Raw genomic sequence first — 14,494 nt, forward strand, 5'->3', positions numbered from 1 at the left:
TTTCCAAATTCCCCTAGTATGTTAAATTTTTCGTTCATTATTGGTATACTAGTCTTTAAGAAATAAGGGGAGTGTCTTAAATGGAAAAATCATCTTGTTGCGCAGCAAGTAGAGGGACTGTAACTAACGTTTCAACTGATATAGAGGTACTTGAGAAGAATACGAAACAAGTGCGACATAATGAGGATATGGTTACATTACCTGGCGGGGAATTTTTTATGGGAACAGAGGACAAAGAGGGCTTTCCAAAGGATGGGGAAGGTCCGATTCGAAAGGTCCGCTTGAAGCCTTTTGCGATAAATCGCTACTCTGTAACAAACAGGCAATTCAAAGAGTTTGTGAATGAGACGGGATATGTAACGGAAGCGGAAAAATTCGGGTGGTCGTTTGTGTTTCATCTGTTGCCTTCCAAAGCTGTAAAAAAAAGAGTGAAGAATGTCGTCCATGGTGTTCCATGGTGGCTTGTTGTGGAAGGGGCAAACTGGAACAAACCAGAAGGACCGGATTCTACTATAAAGAAGCGCCTCGATCATCCGGTGATCCACGTATCATGGAATGATGCTGTAGCTTATTGTAACTGGGCCGGCAAAAGGCTGCCTACCGAAGCGGAATGGGAATACGCAGCGAGGGGCGGACTTGAAAGCAAAACATACCCTTGGGGAAATGATTTGTTAGTGGATGGTATCCATCAATGTAACATTTGGCAAGGGGATTTCCCGATGAAAAATACACAGGATGATGGATTCCTATCAACCGCACCCGTGGATTCATTCAAACCAAATGGCTTTGGTCTCTATAATGTAGCAGGCAATGTGTGGGAGTGGTGTTCAGATTGGTTCTCACCTAACCACCCAACAGAAGAAGTGGTGTTATCGCCGAAAGGTCCATCTAAGGGAACGGCCAAAGTGATGAAAGGCGGATCCTACCTTTGCCACAAGTCCTATTGCAACCGGTATCGCGTTGCTGCAAGAACAGGCAATACGCCGGACAGCTCAACGGGGAATATTGGGTTTAGATGTGTAGTGGATGTCCAATAGTTTCACCGACCATCTATTAAAGACCGTTTGCATGGTAACACGGTAACACGCAAACGGTCTTTTTTATATTGTATGATGGCACGGACAGACTTAATCGTTCCACCATGCGAATACACTATCCATAACAACCGCTTTATTCCAAATGGGTGAGGGGTGCTAGCATGTTTTCGGTTACGGAAATGCGCACATTTGAGCTATTTTCTTTCGAGCATATCGCGACGTTTTTAGTCTTTCTGGCAATCTGTTTTATATTGGTATATTTCAGAAAAGGTCTGAATCCCTATCAACAAGCCATCAAGTGGACTTTATTCAGTATTTTACTAATCAGTGAGATTTCCCATCAGATTTGGGTCGTCGCTACCAATCAGTGGGGAGTAGAAGACCTCCCGATCCAGCTTTGTTCGTTCAGCACGTTCATTGCCATGTTTCTATTTCTGAAGTCCAATAACAAACTGTTCCATCTGCTTTTCTTTATCGGCTTCATACCACCAATCCTGAGCATGGTCACACCTGAAATGCACTATAGTTTCCCTCATTACCGCTTCCTGAAATATTTCCTTCATCACGCAGTCATCGCTTGGGCAGTCCTGTATTTCATTTATTACGAGGGGTACCGGGTACCAAGGAAAGCCGTCCTTACCAGCTTCCTTATCGCAAACGTCATCGCTGCACCAATCTTTTTCATCAATATTCTATTGGACACTAACTTCTTCTACCTGGCAAACCCGACAGAAACCAAAACCATCCTTTCCTTCTTCGGATCCGGAATCTGGTACTATATTAATCTTGAATTGGCAGCGCTTTTTGTCTTTTTTGTCACCTATATTCCAATGGGGATGTTATTGAAAAGAGAAAACGTGAAAGTGGAAGTCAATGAAGACCAGTAGCGACATTTGTCGCACTGGTCTATTTTTATGATGCCTAGATGGTTCATATGGTGCAGGGTGAATGTAAGCCATACTATCTTTGATATTTATTTACAAAAATATTTACACCAAAGTACTTTGACAGACATAGTAATGTGGTGTAAATTATATTATGGGAGGTGATATGGTGTGACAACAAATAAAATTTCCACCGATTTGATTCGCGGGCATACAGATACGATCATTTTGAATGTTTTGCGGCAAGGAGATAGTTATGGCTATCAGATTTATAAAACCATCATTGAATTGAGCGGTAACCTGTATGAGCTAAAAGAGGCGACACTTTATACGGCATTTCGGAGGCTCGAGAAGGAAGGGTTGATTGCTTCCTACTGGGGGGACGAAACGCAGGGTGGACGTCGGAAGTATTATCGAATGACCGAGACGGGCATGGAACGCTATGAACAGAACAGGAAAGAATGGGATTTTGCAAAGGGAGTATTAAATCAGTTAATTGAAGGAGGAATAGAAACGGATGAAGAAACAGAATAACTTGGATAAAAAGGTCAACACATATGTCGATCATCTATTTTCCGGTGTCGGGGACAGTCAGCAGTTGTTTGATCTGAAGGAAGAATTGGCGTCCAATCTCAGAGAGAAGATCGGGGATTACGAAAAATCAGGTATGCCAGAAGAGGAAGCATTTAAGGAAGCAGTCAGCTCCATGGGTGACCTTAGTGGGTTGGTGGACGATATGCGTGAGGTTGGTCAGGACAAAGCGAAACAGGCGGTCTACACAACCATGACTGAACGCGTGTCAACAGCCGGATTAATTGTGGGGATATTAGTCATTTTATTTGGCGTTCTGACTACTGCAATGTTGTATTTTATGGAATTATCTGTGGAGGCTGTTTCAGGTCCATTAATTTTCGTAGTGGTAGGTGGAGCGGTCGTTACGTATAGCATTTTAACAAGAGAAACGAGCCGAAAATACGCGATGAATAAGGTTCGGGCTCTACTTTACACTTTAGCTGTAGGATTGATTCTTTTCAGTCTATTTGTGGGATGTGTTTCCGGGTTCGCTACAGGGGAAATGTTCATTGCGATCAGTTCGTTTATGGTTTTCTTTTTGTTAGGAATTGGATTGCTATTGAGCCTTCTCTTTAGTGGCACTGATCGGAAAAAATAATGATGCTTTCAATAAATGAGAGTTTCAACGGTAATGGACGAGATATTGAAGAATCTCATCAAAAAAAGAAAACCACCAAGCGCTCATCCAAGCTCAAGGTGGCCTTCATCAGAAAATTAAACAGTTCTACTAACAGCCTCTACTACCAATAGAGGCTTAAAAGAGAAGTGTTGGCGCACTTCTCTTTGTTATTATACATAATTTTGGTGCATGGGGACAGGTCCCTTGTCCCACTTTATGTGACGAGGGACCTGTCCCCAAAGGTTTTTTTGTGAGATAATGATAGAAAGTAAATATAGTCTTTATTAGAATATCCTGAGTATTATTTTCCAGGGATCAGGAAAGGGATGGTCCTTATCAAAAGAATTATCAGCAGTTTGTATATCGTTGCAGGATTTATATGCATGGGAATAGGAATCATAGGTATCATCCTGCCTGTTGTACCAACGACGCCACTTTTATTGTTGGCTTCTTTTTTCTTTGTAAGGGGCTCGAAAAAATTTGAGGTTTGGTTTAAAGATACATCGATATATAAGAAACATTTAGAAAGCTTTGTAAGAGAAAGAAGTATGACCTTGAAACAGAAAATCACGATCTTATTATTCGCGGATTTCACCATCGCTTTTCCATTTTTCATTTTGGATAGCATCCTTATTAAAATGATGTTCATTCTGATTGTCATTTATAAATACTATTATTTCATTTTCAAAATCAAGACAGTTAAGAGAAAGCCCGAATTTATATAAAAAGAGGTTCAGTCCAAGCGTCAAAGACGTAAGGGACTGAACCTTTTTCAATTACCATAGTGGCGGTTTGACTACCATGAACCAAAGCATCGCTAATAACAGAATGAGATAGATCCAAACGGTCCGCTTCAGTTTAGCAGCAAGCTCCGTCTTATCATGACCTTCCTCCTCAAACTTCCGAAGCTTCGGTGAGAATGCCCGCGCCAAAAAGAACAGGGAGCAGAACATGATGATCAGTGTCATGATGATCCATGGTGTACTCCAAGTCCATGGACCCAGCACGACGAGCAGTATCCCCGATCCGACCAGTACATGTCCGGTGTGCTTCGAGAGACGTACGACAAATCGGAATGTCTCCAAATAGCCAATCATTGCTTGGTCTTTTGCCATGCTCAGCTTGTTAGCTATCGGTAAAAGGACGAAGAACGGTCCGATTGAAGCGATCGCACTAAGTACATGTATGTAAATAATGATTCTGTATGTGATATCCATCCTTGCACCGACTATTCGTTAGCTAGACTGAACTCATGTACCCATACTCTCATATGTGGAAGCCATGGCATGCCAGGGTGATAGGATAAAATGGACTCTTTATATTGTTCAACAGTCTCATAACCCTCATGACGGGCATGTTCATCCGTCAATTTACCAAGTGACTGGGAGTACACGCTGTTGACGATGTATTTTTCACCTTCCAATTCCATGATCTCACCTACATCAGCATATCTTCCATTGCGGCGTGTTGCGGTTTTCTTGCCTTCCAAAACTTTTTTTACATCATCCGGCATGGTAACGAGCCGATCGATGGTACAGGTTTTTGGTGGCAGCGTATTGTTTGCTTCATTGTTAGTCACAAAAAAACTCCCTTCAACTTATGTATCTCTCATACTTTATCATACTTTTTTCAGGTAGAACTATAAAACCAATCATTTAAGTGTTAAACTTGACATTTAATGGACCGTGTTGGAGCTACAATAGTATTGGCAAATCCTGGTCATACTATGTTTATCATTCGAGAATATGCTAGGAGGATGTAAGGTGAATATGAATAATAACGATATCTTAATCAGATTAAGATATGCGCTAGACATAAAAAATACGGAAATGGTAGAGATATTCAATCTTGGAGGCATTAAAACAACAAAAGAAGAAGTGCTGAAGATGCTGGTAAAAACCAAGGACAGCTATTATGATGATGAAAGTGATGTAGATGAAAGGGAAGAGGAAGAGAATGTGGAAGTGGATAATTTCACGTTAGAATCCTTCTTGAATGGCCTTATCATTTTTAAAAGAGGTAGACAAGATCCAAAGCCAGGCCAATCTGATAAACCTGATATGTCCATCAAAAATCACTCTAGTGTGAATAACGTGATGCTGAAGAAAGTAAAAATTGCCCTGGCGTTAACGACGGAGGATATGATAGAAATTTTGCAGGACGCAGGAGTCAATATTACAAAAGGTGAACTGGGTGCTCTTTTGAGGAAGGAAGGTCACAAGAACTATAAACCGTGTGGAGATCGATACGCAAGAAACTTCTTGAAAGGATTGGCTTACAGATATAGAGATTAATCTAGTCGCTGACCCGAATTCGGAGCTGCAAATATACATAATTACAAGGGGGAAATTTTTGTATGCCTATGACCGAAGGATTTATTGAAGTAACAGGTGGGAAGGTGTGGTATCAGAAACATGATGCGATGACGGATAGGACGCCAGTTATTGTTTTGCACGGGGGACCGGGATCTTCCCATTATTCCTTGCAAGGGTTGCGAATTCTTGCAGAGGATCGTCCAGTTATTTTTTATGATCAATTGGGATGTGGCAAGTCTGATCGTCCAACTGACACTTCCTTATGGAATCTTGAACGGTTTGTGGAGGAGTTGGGACAAATAAAAGAGGCTCTTTCTCTGGATGAGTTCCACATACTTGGCCACTCGTGGGGCACAACGCTCGCTGCAGCCTATTATTTATCAAACCCGGAAGGCGTGAAAAGCATCATCTTTTCAAGCCCTTGTTTGAGTGCTCCGTTGTGGGCGGAGGACCAGGAAAAAAATCGGGAGCTTTTGCCTCTTGATGTTCAACAGACACTCAGAACATGTGAGGAAAATGGAACTACTGACTCAAAGGAGTACAAGGACGCAACAGCTATATTCAACAAGCATTTTGTTTGCAGACTTGACCCGTTTCCAGAGTTCCTTAAAAAGGGAGTTCAGTATAAGAATCCAGAAGTTTACAATATTATGTGGGGCCCATCCGAGTTTCATGTTACTGGCAATCTAAAAGATTTTGACTGTACATCGGAATTAAAAGACATTCATGTTCCAACTCTCTATACTTGTGGCCGGTATGATGAGGCGACTCCTGCCTCAACAGAGTACTTCAGCTCATTAACACCGGAGGGGAAATGCCACATATTTGAGGAAAGTGCACATATGCCGTATCTGGAAGAAACAGAAGAGTATGTAAACGTCATCGGGAGTTTTTTGAAAGAAGTCGATAATAAGAAGTAATTGATAGATTTGAAAATAAAGTTTGCAATCCACCCTAATGCTACACAGAATAGGGTGGTTTTTACATTTTCTTAGAGACTCGAAATAAGGGGCCTGGCCCCTATTTACAATATTTGAAAGAATTAACAATCGAACAAGCAAGCGAGAGGGAAGGATTGCATAGGATAGTAGCACTATAAATATCGCAATGAAGCGAGGTTGTTCTTACAAATACATAACGGTTTTCATCAATTATATGCCTTCTCATAGGGTAAATCGACAACAAGGGGTACGATAATGAGAAAAACATGGCTGTTGGGTTTTGGGTTCTTTAGCATCAGCATTGGTTGGTCACTGTATAACGGATTTGTTCCGTTCTTTTTGGACAATTATATCGCAAGTACGGCATTGATCGGATTCCTGATGACGATAGATAATTATATCGCCCTTTTTTTGCAACCATACATTGGGCAGAAGAGTGACCGGACCCTTACTCGTTTTGGTCGGCGGATGCCATATCTGCTTATCGGGATACCGATGGCCGCTTTATTTTTTGCGCTCATACCCTTTCATACCAGCCTGCTGACCTTGATTGTTTTTATGGTCTGCATGAATTTATCGATGGCCATTTTCCGTTCGCCGACCATTGCTTTGATGCCGGACATTACACCAGAACTCATGCGCACAAAAGCAAATGGGATCATCAATTTCATGGGTGGATGCGGAGCAATATTGGCCTTCAGTGCAGGCTCCTTCTTGTTTCATCTCGATGAATCCTTTCCTTTTTTATTGGTTTCAGCACTTTTCCTATTTGCGTTGTGGATCGTTTTTAAAAACATAAAAGAAAATAGGGATTCCATTTCCTATACAGTAACGTCGGCTCCAAAGTTTAATTACAAAAATGAACTAAGCGGTCAAACACTTTTCTTGTTGGCTGCTATCTTTTTCTGGTTCATTTCGATACAGGGAATGGAGGCATTGTTCACCTTGTACGGGGTAAATGAACTTGGGTTATCCAAAAGTGCATCCGCGTTTTCTTTAGCATTCTTTTCATTGACCTTTGTCGCCTCCGCGATACCGTGTGGGTTGTTAGGGGCAAAATATGGCAAGAAAAAGATGATTGTGATTGGTATTATCGGGTTGACCATCGTATTTCTCCTTCTGAATTGGGTGGATTCCGTCTTCTTTTTACGAACTCTGCTGCTGATCGGGGGGATGTTCTGGGCATGTATCAATATCAATGCTTATCCATTCATCATTTCTACTGGAAGTAAAGAAAGCTATGGTGCACGCACAGGCTTATACTATCTTGTATCTTCATTAGCAGCCATCATTTCTCCACCGATTCTTGGTCTTCTGATCGACATATTCGGATTTGGCATCCTTTTTTTCGCAGCGGCCGTGAGTATGCTCGCTGCGTTAGCTTGTATGCTTAAAGTGAAAGATAGGGAGGGTAGTATGGGTAAGGGAATTGAGGATTTGGGGCAAAGATGAAATCAAAGTATCAGGATCATTCGTATTGAGTGAACTTGATACTTTGATTGTTTTTGAGATTGACTACATAAAAATATGATATTATTTTTTATAAATGATTAGCGGTTTCAGTTGAAAATATAGGGGAGGCTCTCGGATGTTTGCATTATCACCACAAGAAGCATTAAAAATGTACGAGGAAGCAACTAATACTCATGATTTTGAAAACGTACGTAGATTAATTAGAGAAGATGCAATATATTATTTTTCCAATGAAACGGTTCAAGGGCACAAGCCTCTTAAAGAATTCTTTGAGAAAACTTGGGATTACATTCGTGATGAAGTCTACAAAATCCACGATGTCCAATGGATTACAATAGGTGAGTCTAATGCAGCCTGTATCTATAAATTTCAATGGTCCGGTTTGATAGACGGGGTTTATAAAGAAGGTAAAGGTCGAGGGACGAATGTATTTGAAAAAGATGACGAGGGATGGAAAGTGATTCATGAACATTTGAGTTCTTGAATGAAGTCATAAAATCCATTAAATAAAATACACTTTAAAATGATGCAGTAGAATTAATCTTCCAACAAGGAGAAATAGATGAACCCATCCATATTGAAGAACTCCAAAAAATCACTCTGGTTATTACCCGGCTGGTTCATTGGTTGGTTTATTCTTAATCTATTAGAGATGCCGTACACGCTTCTGAATCTATTTTTTATAGGGATGTTTGGATTTTTAGTAAGTGAAATCATTCAATTTGTCATTTTCATGATGAAAAAAAGTAATCAATCGTATTGATTATAGGTTACGCTACAAAAGTATTTGTAAGAAAAAAACCTCAACCCCCGGCTTAGCTTTATAGCTATGGGGGGTGAGGTTTCATTATGATGCTGATCTAATCATCTATGCTGATCAACAAGGATTTGATTGCCATCTGGATCTTCTAATGTAAAATAAGCGGGTCCTTCACTTGATTCATCCGCTTCTGTCTGCACGGTGATCCCTTTTTCTTTAAGCTCCTTTTGAAGCTCTCGAACATCCGTAAATGATTCAAGGTTTTCCGCATTTTCATTCCATCCGGGATTAAACGTCAAAATGTTCTTTTCAAACATTCCCTGGAACAACCCGATGATACAATTTTCATTCTTCATAATCAGGTAATTATGGGAAATATCACCGCCTAATGTCTGAAAACCCAATTTTTCATAGAATGCTTTAGAGATTTGAAGGTCCTTTACAGTTAAACTTACAGAAAAAGCGCCAAGTTTCATTTTTCCATCTCCTAGTATAAGAATTGATATGTATGGGAAAATCATGTGGTATGTTCAGTATATAGGTGGAGCCTGGAATAGACAATATTCACTATTATTACAGGTTCATTCTGAATGCTTTTACAATAATCCCGTCATTGGCAGGTTCAAAGTCATGTTCGGGTGTATGTAGAAATCCGAACCGGGTATACAATTGTATGGCGCCTTCCATAAATTCGCCGGTGTGAAGGCCAATGGCAGGATAGCCTGTGTTTTTGGTCCTGATGATGCATTCCTTTACCAGGGCGGAAGCGACTCCTTTCCCCCTTGATGATGGCGCAACGGCGAGCATCCGGATCTCGGAATGCTCCAGCACGTCCCCGAACCCCTCATATGCTTTTATTTTTGGCGGGAATAGCACGACACTCCCATGAATCTTCCCTTCAGACTCGGCTACGATGATTTTCACTCCTAGCTGCAGATCTGCCCCTGACAGGATGGATTTTTTTAACGCCTCCCAATGTGCTTCGGGAAGTAGTGGAGCATATTCTTGGTAAGCCTCTACCCGCTGTTGGCGAATGGAAGGGATTTCGTTTGGCATCGCGTCTCTCAGAATCATCTTACCCACTCCTTTAGAAATCACATAGAAATTTATCTGTCTTTTTGCTTAGGCGCTCACGATTGTGAGGGGTGTTCCAGCCTGATAAATCCGGTCCCTTCGGCAGGATTTTTACATCCTCCTTATCTACGAAAATCGTAATCGAAACATGATAATGCTTTTTGATGGCATCAAAGTCCGTTGTATCGCCGAAGCATGCTGTCTGATACAGGTCACGTACATAGCCCCAGAGATTAGGAAACTCTTTTATTAGGTTTCTGTTTGTATTGAAAGCAGAGTAATATGCCACATCGAAACGGACCAAGGTGGAATAGAGCCGAACATCTGAATCTGTGATGAACTCGCCGAACAGGAAACGTTGTTTGGATAGGCGTTCCTCCAACTCATCCAATCTTGCAAACAAGCGGTCAAAAGCTTCTTCATAGACTTCTTGGGACAGGGCAAAGCCGCATTTGTATACCCCGTTATTGATGTCATGGAACATGATCTCGTTCAACGAATCTATGTCTGATTGTAAATGGTCTGGATAAAGATTTGGGGCATGTTCTTGATGAAAAGGTCTCCAGGCAGTCTCCAGGTAATTGGTCAGCTTGAAATAGTCGTTATTTGCCACCTGTCTGCTCATTAGATCGACCATCACGGGAACGGTCGGCCTGCCTCTGTACTCCGGATTTGTCGCTTTATAGATTTCACTCATGTATCTGATCCCCAACACAGGGTCGACGCCTGCTTCATCCAACGAAAACTCCCAATCCACTTGTGCTGTCTTTGGACGTAGCGGGCTTGCTGTCCCCAAACTGATTACCTTATCCAACCCGAGCAGATTCCGGACAATGACTGTCCGATGGGCCCATGGACAAGCCGGTGTCCAGAGAAGTCGATATCGCTTTGCTTCTACTGGCAACTCGCCGGGCTTGCTCCCGAAAGGGGTGGTAAATCGGTTTGTTTGCCTTTTGAAGGAACCGTCCGTTGATATCTCCTGTGCTTTATTTTGTACCATGTATCATCATCCCCTTTAAGGTATTTTATTACTTTTTTTATTTTTCAGTCAATTTTAAGTGGAGTTTGATTATTTTTCATAAAAGTGAAAGATTTCCCTGTATGATTCGACTAAGTTTATGTACATTGAAATGAGGGGGTGCAGGATGGATCGGAACGTACAGATACAGAATTGGTATAGGGAATTTGCGGATGGAATTTATCAATATCTTATATATTTTACAGGGAATAAGGATGTGGAGGATTTGGTGCAGGAAGTGTTTATTCGTGCCATACAGAGCTTTCATACCTTTCAGGGGAATTCTTCTCCAAAAACATGGCTATATAGTATCGCTCGACATGCAGCAATGGACCGCGCCAGGAAAAAGAGGTCCAAATGGCTTCAGCTCGAATTTATTCATACATTGAAATCGAGCGAAAAGACTCCCGAAGAAATATTACATGCTTCAGAGGAGATAAAGGATCTCTATGATTCTTTAAAAAAGTTGAAAGCAAGCTATCGGGAAGTTCTCATTCTGAGGGGTATAAAAGATTTTACTGTCTCTGAAACTGCGGAAATATTGAACTGGAGCGAATCGAAAGTGAGTCTGACATGCTATAGAGCCATTCATGCATTAAAGGAAATCCATCAGTACAAGGAAAGGGGGAATAGGGATGGGGAGCAACCTTAACGACCAAGAATATTTGAAGAAATTAAATAGAATGCCCAAAATGGAAATCAATCCTGACATAAAAGATTCTCACTTACACTCTATCACTCAATATGAAGATCAATTTCAGAAAGCTGAGAAAAGCAGGAGTAGAGCCCGAATATGGAAGTACAGTGTGATTGCAGTAGCAGCATCATTGCTTCTTTTTATGTTCTTTAATACCGGCAACGTGAGAAGCCTTGCCACTGACATATGGGTAGGTTTAATTGAAACTTTAAAAGAAAAAGAGGCAGAAGAAATTATAACCGATCCATTTACTGCGCCGAATCTGGAAAAAGTGAAATTTGAGGATGGTATGAGTGTGGTGGATTATAAGTCAGATAATATGGAACAGGGAGATAACCCTTATAATTATCTGCATAGGTCTCTAGTCATTTCACAGAAATTTGATGAGGAAGATCTTAGCAGAGGGGATGTTGTTTATTATGTGGAGCCGGGAGACACCTTCCAAGATATACAATCAGATAAAAATAGAATCGCCAGAATCATTGCTATGCCTGGCGAATCGATAGAAATAGTAAAGGGGCAAGTGTTTATTAATGACAAAAAGCTTGATACCTTCTATGGAGATGGATCAAGTAATATCCGCAGTCTGGATAATGTGAAGGATTACAATTTTGCAAAAATGACAGTTCCGGAAGGTCACTACTTCGTGATGGGGGACTTGTGGTGGCGAAGTGTAGACAGCAGGATATATGGGCCAGTGCCAGTAGAAAATATGATTGGGTTAGTGGAGGGATATAGGTGAAGCGAGCCAGGGTCCAGTTCACCTGATGGTTATTGATTGATACCTTAAGGCAGACAAAAAGCTGCGGGTGAGGGAATCAAAAGCGCTGAATGATACCCTCGAGCAACCAAAATGAGCCTGGTGAGGGTATCAATGGGGTCGAAAGTTAGAACCACTGGAACTGTCCCCATGGTTTTTTCAACCTTTAGCAGGAATTCATATTTCGCATATCGAAATGTTATGGAACAGAATGGAAGGAGTGTGTAATATGATAACTGTAAATAAGAGTGATATTATAGAGGATTTTCACGGGACGAAGGTTGCAGATCCTTATCGTTGGTTGGAGGATAGCAATTCGGAAGCTACATTGGCATGGGCGGAAGAAAGAGAAAAGGAATGTATGGCTTATTTTGCTGAAATAGAGTCAAAGTCCAACGATAAGCAACGTTTGTCGGAGCTTTGGAATTTCCCAAAACATTTTGTGCCAAAAAAAGTGAAAGACAAATTATTTTATCAAAGAAATGATGGGCTGCAGAATCAGGCTGTCCTTTATATGAAGCAAGACGGAGTGGAGAAGGTTATCCTTGATCCGAATAGCCTTTCAGATGACGGGACAGTTGCGATGACGGATTTTTCGGTATGCAGGGAAGGGCGGTATGTTGCCTATTCTACAGCAGCTAACGGCAGCGATTGGCAGGAGGTTAAAGTCCGGGATGTCACGACCGGTGAAGACTTGATCGATGTCATACAATGGGTGAAATTCACGGCGGTTGTCTGGTCACCGGATGGAAAAGGCTTTTATTACAGTAGGTTCCCAAAACCAGGTACTATTGCAGACGAAGAAGAAGGTACACATCATAAAGTGTTTTACCATCAGCTAGGTACGAGCCAAAATGAAGATATCTTGTTACATGAACAGCCTGAAGAGAAGGAGTTGATGTTCACTCCGATCCTAACTGAAGACAAGCAATATCTTTGTCTGCATGTGAATTTCGGCACCGCATCTGAAAATCGTTTCTATTATAAGGATATCGAAAAGGATGAGAGCTTTACTAAGCTATTGGATCAACAGGATGCCGAATACTCTTATATCACGAATGAAGGAACGGTCTTTTACTTCAAAACGGATCTTCATGCGCCAAAAATGCGGGTAATCGCAATAGACATATTGAATCCTGAGAGGGAAAACTGGAAGGAAATCATTCCTGAACAGGCAGCGGTGATGGAGTACATCAAATATGCTGATGAAAAATTTGTCATGGTCCTGTCGCAGGATGCACACCATGCCATTCATCTTTATGATAAAGAAGGCAGGTTTGAGCAGGAAATCGAGCTTCCTTTCATCGGGTCATTAACGGATTTGACGGTGAACAGTGAGAGCACCGAGATGTATTTTGGCATCACTTCTTTCATTAATCCTACCACTGTTTATCATTATGATTTTTCAATGAATGAATTGACATTGGTGTCGGAATCCAACATTCCTTTTGAACGGATGGATTATGAAACGACCCAGGTATTCTATCCATCCAAGGATGGCACGAAAATCCCAATGTTTCTCGTCCACAAAAAGGGGTTGGAATTGGATGGTCAAAATCAAGTCATTCTGTATGGCTACGGTGGATTTAATGTGAGCTTGACGCCTTCTTTCAATCCGGCAATCCTTCGCTGGCTGGAAAAGGGTGGCGTATATGCGGTCGCGAATCTGCGTGGTGGCATGGAGTACGGGGAAGAGTGGCATAAAGCCGGAATGCTTGAAAATAAGCAGAACGTATTTGATGATTTCATTGCAGCAGGGGAATGGTTGATCGAGAACAAGTATACCTCCACTGCGAAGCTATCTATCATGGGAGGTTCCAATGGCGGACTGCTCGTTGCCGCTTGCATGGTGCAGCGTCCGGATTTATTCGGGGCAGTGATCTGCAGAGTTCCGGTTATCGATATGCTGCGATATCATAAGTTTACCATCGGGAAGTACTGGATACCTGAATACGGAAACGCCGAGAACCCTGAACACTTCCCTTTCCTTTATGCCTACTCACCGCTTCATAATGTGCAGGAGGGTGTAAAGTATCCATCGATTCTAATAGCGACGGCAGATAGCGATAACAGGGTGGTACCGGCACACGCTAAAAAATTTACTGCAACACTGAATGAAAAAGCAGATTCATCCACGACCGTCATCCTTCGCCTCGAAAAGAAAGCGGGCCACGGCCTTGGAAAACCAACATCAAAGCAGATCGATGAATGGGTGAACTTTTATGCGTTTTTGGAGAAAGAGTTAAAAGAATAAGAAAGATACTTAACAGAAATCGGGTGCCATTCTTATTTAAAAGAATGGTGCCTGTTTTTTATGTATGTACCATTTTATTATATATACAT

The 14,494-nt window shown here is 41.5% G+C and carries 18 protein-coding genes; 13 read left to right on the forward strand and 5 right to left on the reverse strand.

From position 1 onward, the window contains the following. The first annotated feature begins 80 nt into the window (after positions 1 to 80). From ACQCT5_RS04090 to ACQCT5_RS04110, 5 genes are all read left to right on the forward strand, one after another. A complete protein-coding gene (locus ACQCT5_RS04090) occupies positions 81 to 1,037 on the forward strand; it encodes a formylglycine-generating enzyme family protein (protein WP_499639286.1) in 957 nt (318 codons plus the stop codon). 161 nt (positions 1,038 to 1,198) lie between these two features. Then, on the forward strand, positions 1,199 to 1,924 hold the full coding sequence (locus tag ACQCT5_RS04095; protein ID WP_499639288.1) for a YwaF family protein: 726 nt from the start codon (positions 1,199 to 1,201) through the stop codon (positions 1,922 to 1,924). A 168-nt stretch (positions 1,925 to 2,092) separates the two neighbouring features. After that, positions 2,093 to 2,455, forward strand: coding sequence for a PadR family transcriptional regulator (locus ACQCT5_RS04100; RefSeq protein WP_499639290.1), 363 nt, complete (start codon positions 2,093 to 2,095; stop codon positions 2,453 to 2,455). After that, positions 2,439 to 3,092: a permease prefix domain 1-containing protein gene (locus ACQCT5_RS04105; RefSeq protein WP_499639291.1), complete on the forward strand. Its 654-nt coding sequence runs from the start codon at positions 2,439 to 2,441 to the stop codon at positions 3,090 to 3,092. The genes ACQCT5_RS04100 and ACQCT5_RS04105 overlap by 17 nt, the downstream gene beginning before the upstream one ends. Before the next feature lie 347 nt (positions 3,093 to 3,439). Continuing rightward, positions 3,440 to 3,838 carry a YbaN family protein gene (locus ACQCT5_RS04110; RefSeq protein WP_499639293.1) on the forward strand — a complete coding sequence of 133 codons (399 nt, stop codon included), beginning with the start codon at positions 3,440 to 3,442 and terminating at the stop codon, positions 3,836 to 3,838. Positions 3,839 to 3,889: 51 nt separating this feature from the next. On the opposite strand, the gene ACQCT5_RS04115 is transcribed toward ACQCT5_RS04110, so the two are convergent. Both ACQCT5_RS04115 and ACQCT5_RS04120 read right to left on the reverse strand, forming a co-directional pair. After that, positions 3,890 to 4,330: a hypothetical protein gene (locus tag ACQCT5_RS04115; protein WP_499639295.1), complete on the reverse strand. Its 441-nt coding sequence runs from the start codon at positions 4,328 to 4,330 to the stop codon at positions 3,890 to 3,892. Between the two features lie 11 nt (positions 4,331 to 4,341). Continuing rightward, positions 4,342 to 4,626, reverse strand: coding sequence for an ASCH domain-containing protein (locus tag ACQCT5_RS04120; protein ID WP_499639968.1), 285 nt, complete (start codon positions 4,624 to 4,626; stop codon positions 4,342 to 4,344). Positions 4,627 to 4,876: 250 nt separating this feature from the next. Between ACQCT5_RS04120 and ACQCT5_RS04125 the strand changes: the two genes are divergently transcribed. The 5 genes from ACQCT5_RS04125 to ACQCT5_RS04145 all read left to right on the forward strand — a co-directional run bounded on the left by ACQCT5_RS04125 (position 4,877) and on the right by ACQCT5_RS04145 (position 8,605). Next, positions 4,877 to 5,407, forward strand: a complete 531-nt coding sequence (locus tag ACQCT5_RS04125; protein WP_499639297.1) for a YehS family protein — start codon at positions 4,877 to 4,879, stop codon at positions 5,405 to 5,407. A gap of 62 nt (positions 5,408 to 5,469) precedes the next feature. Next, on the forward strand, positions 5,470 to 6,348 hold the full coding sequence (locus ACQCT5_RS04130) for a proline iminopeptidase-family hydrolase (RefSeq protein ID WP_499639299.1): 879 nt from the start codon (positions 5,470 to 5,472) through the stop codon (positions 6,346 to 6,348). A gap of 276 nt (positions 6,349 to 6,624) precedes the next feature. Further along, a complete protein-coding gene (locus tag ACQCT5_RS04135; RefSeq protein WP_499639301.1) occupies positions 6,625 to 7,821 on the forward strand; it encodes an SLC45 family MFS transporter in 1,197 nt (398 codons plus the stop codon). 136 nt (positions 7,822 to 7,957) lie between these two features. Beyond that, positions 7,958 to 8,326, forward strand: a complete 369-nt coding sequence (locus ACQCT5_RS04140; RefSeq protein ID WP_499639303.1) for a YybH family protein — start codon at positions 7,958 to 7,960, stop codon at positions 8,324 to 8,326. A 78-nt stretch (positions 8,327 to 8,404) separates the two neighbouring features. Further along, on the forward strand, positions 8,405 to 8,605 hold the full coding sequence (locus tag ACQCT5_RS04145) for a hypothetical protein (RefSeq protein ID WP_499639305.1): 201 nt from the start codon (positions 8,405 to 8,407) through the stop codon (positions 8,603 to 8,605). 101 nt (positions 8,606 to 8,706) lie between these two features. Here the strand turns inward: ACQCT5_RS04145 and ACQCT5_RS04150 are convergent, their stop codons facing one another. From ACQCT5_RS04150 to ACQCT5_RS04160, 3 genes are all read right to left on the reverse strand, one after another. Continuing rightward, positions 8,707 to 9,078 (reverse strand): VOC family protein, encoded by a 372-nt coding sequence (locus ACQCT5_RS04150; RefSeq protein WP_499639307.1) that lies wholly within the window; start codon positions 9,076 to 9,078, stop codon positions 8,707 to 8,709. Between the two features lie 97 nt (positions 9,079 to 9,175). After that, a complete protein-coding gene (locus tag ACQCT5_RS04155; protein ID WP_499639309.1) occupies positions 9,176 to 9,676 on the reverse strand; it encodes a GNAT family N-acetyltransferase in 501 nt (166 codons plus the stop codon). A 13-nt stretch (positions 9,677 to 9,689) separates the two neighbouring features. Next, positions 9,690 to 10,676 carry a glutathione S-transferase family protein gene (locus tag ACQCT5_RS04160; protein ID WP_499639311.1) on the reverse strand — a complete coding sequence of 329 codons (987 nt, stop codon included), beginning with the start codon at positions 10,674 to 10,676 and terminating at the stop codon, positions 9,690 to 9,692. Positions 10,677 to 10,821: 145 nt separating this feature from the next. On the opposite strand from ACQCT5_RS04160, the gene ACQCT5_RS04165 reads away from it, so the two are divergent. The 3 genes from ACQCT5_RS04165 to ACQCT5_RS04175 all read left to right on the forward strand — a co-directional run bounded on the left by ACQCT5_RS04165 (position 10,822) and on the right by ACQCT5_RS04175 (position 14,405). Next, complete coding sequence (locus tag ACQCT5_RS04165; RefSeq protein WP_499639312.1) at positions 10,822 to 11,346, forward strand: RNA polymerase sigma factor; 525 nt, start codon at positions 10,822 to 10,824, stop codon at positions 11,344 to 11,346. Then, the gene (gene lepB, locus ACQCT5_RS04170; protein ID WP_499639314.1) at positions 11,330 to 12,133 is read left to right on the forward strand and encodes a signal peptidase I; all 804 of its coding nucleotides are present in this window, start codon (positions 11,330 to 11,332) and stop codon (positions 12,131 to 12,133) included. The genes ACQCT5_RS04165 and lepB overlap by 17 nt, the downstream gene beginning before the upstream one ends. Positions 12,134 to 12,380: 247 nt before the next feature. Continuing rightward, entirely contained in the window at positions 12,381 to 14,405 is a 2,025-nt protein-coding gene (locus ACQCT5_RS04175) for a prolyl oligopeptidase family serine peptidase (protein ID WP_499639316.1), read from the forward strand. The last annotated feature ends 89 nt before the right edge of the window (positions 14,406 to 14,494 follow it).

It is taken from the genome of Sutcliffiella halmapala, from assembly GCF_050107295.1.
Lineage (GTDB): Bacteria > Bacillota > Bacilli > Bacillales > Bacillaceae_I > Sutcliffiella_A > Sutcliffiella_A halmapala_A.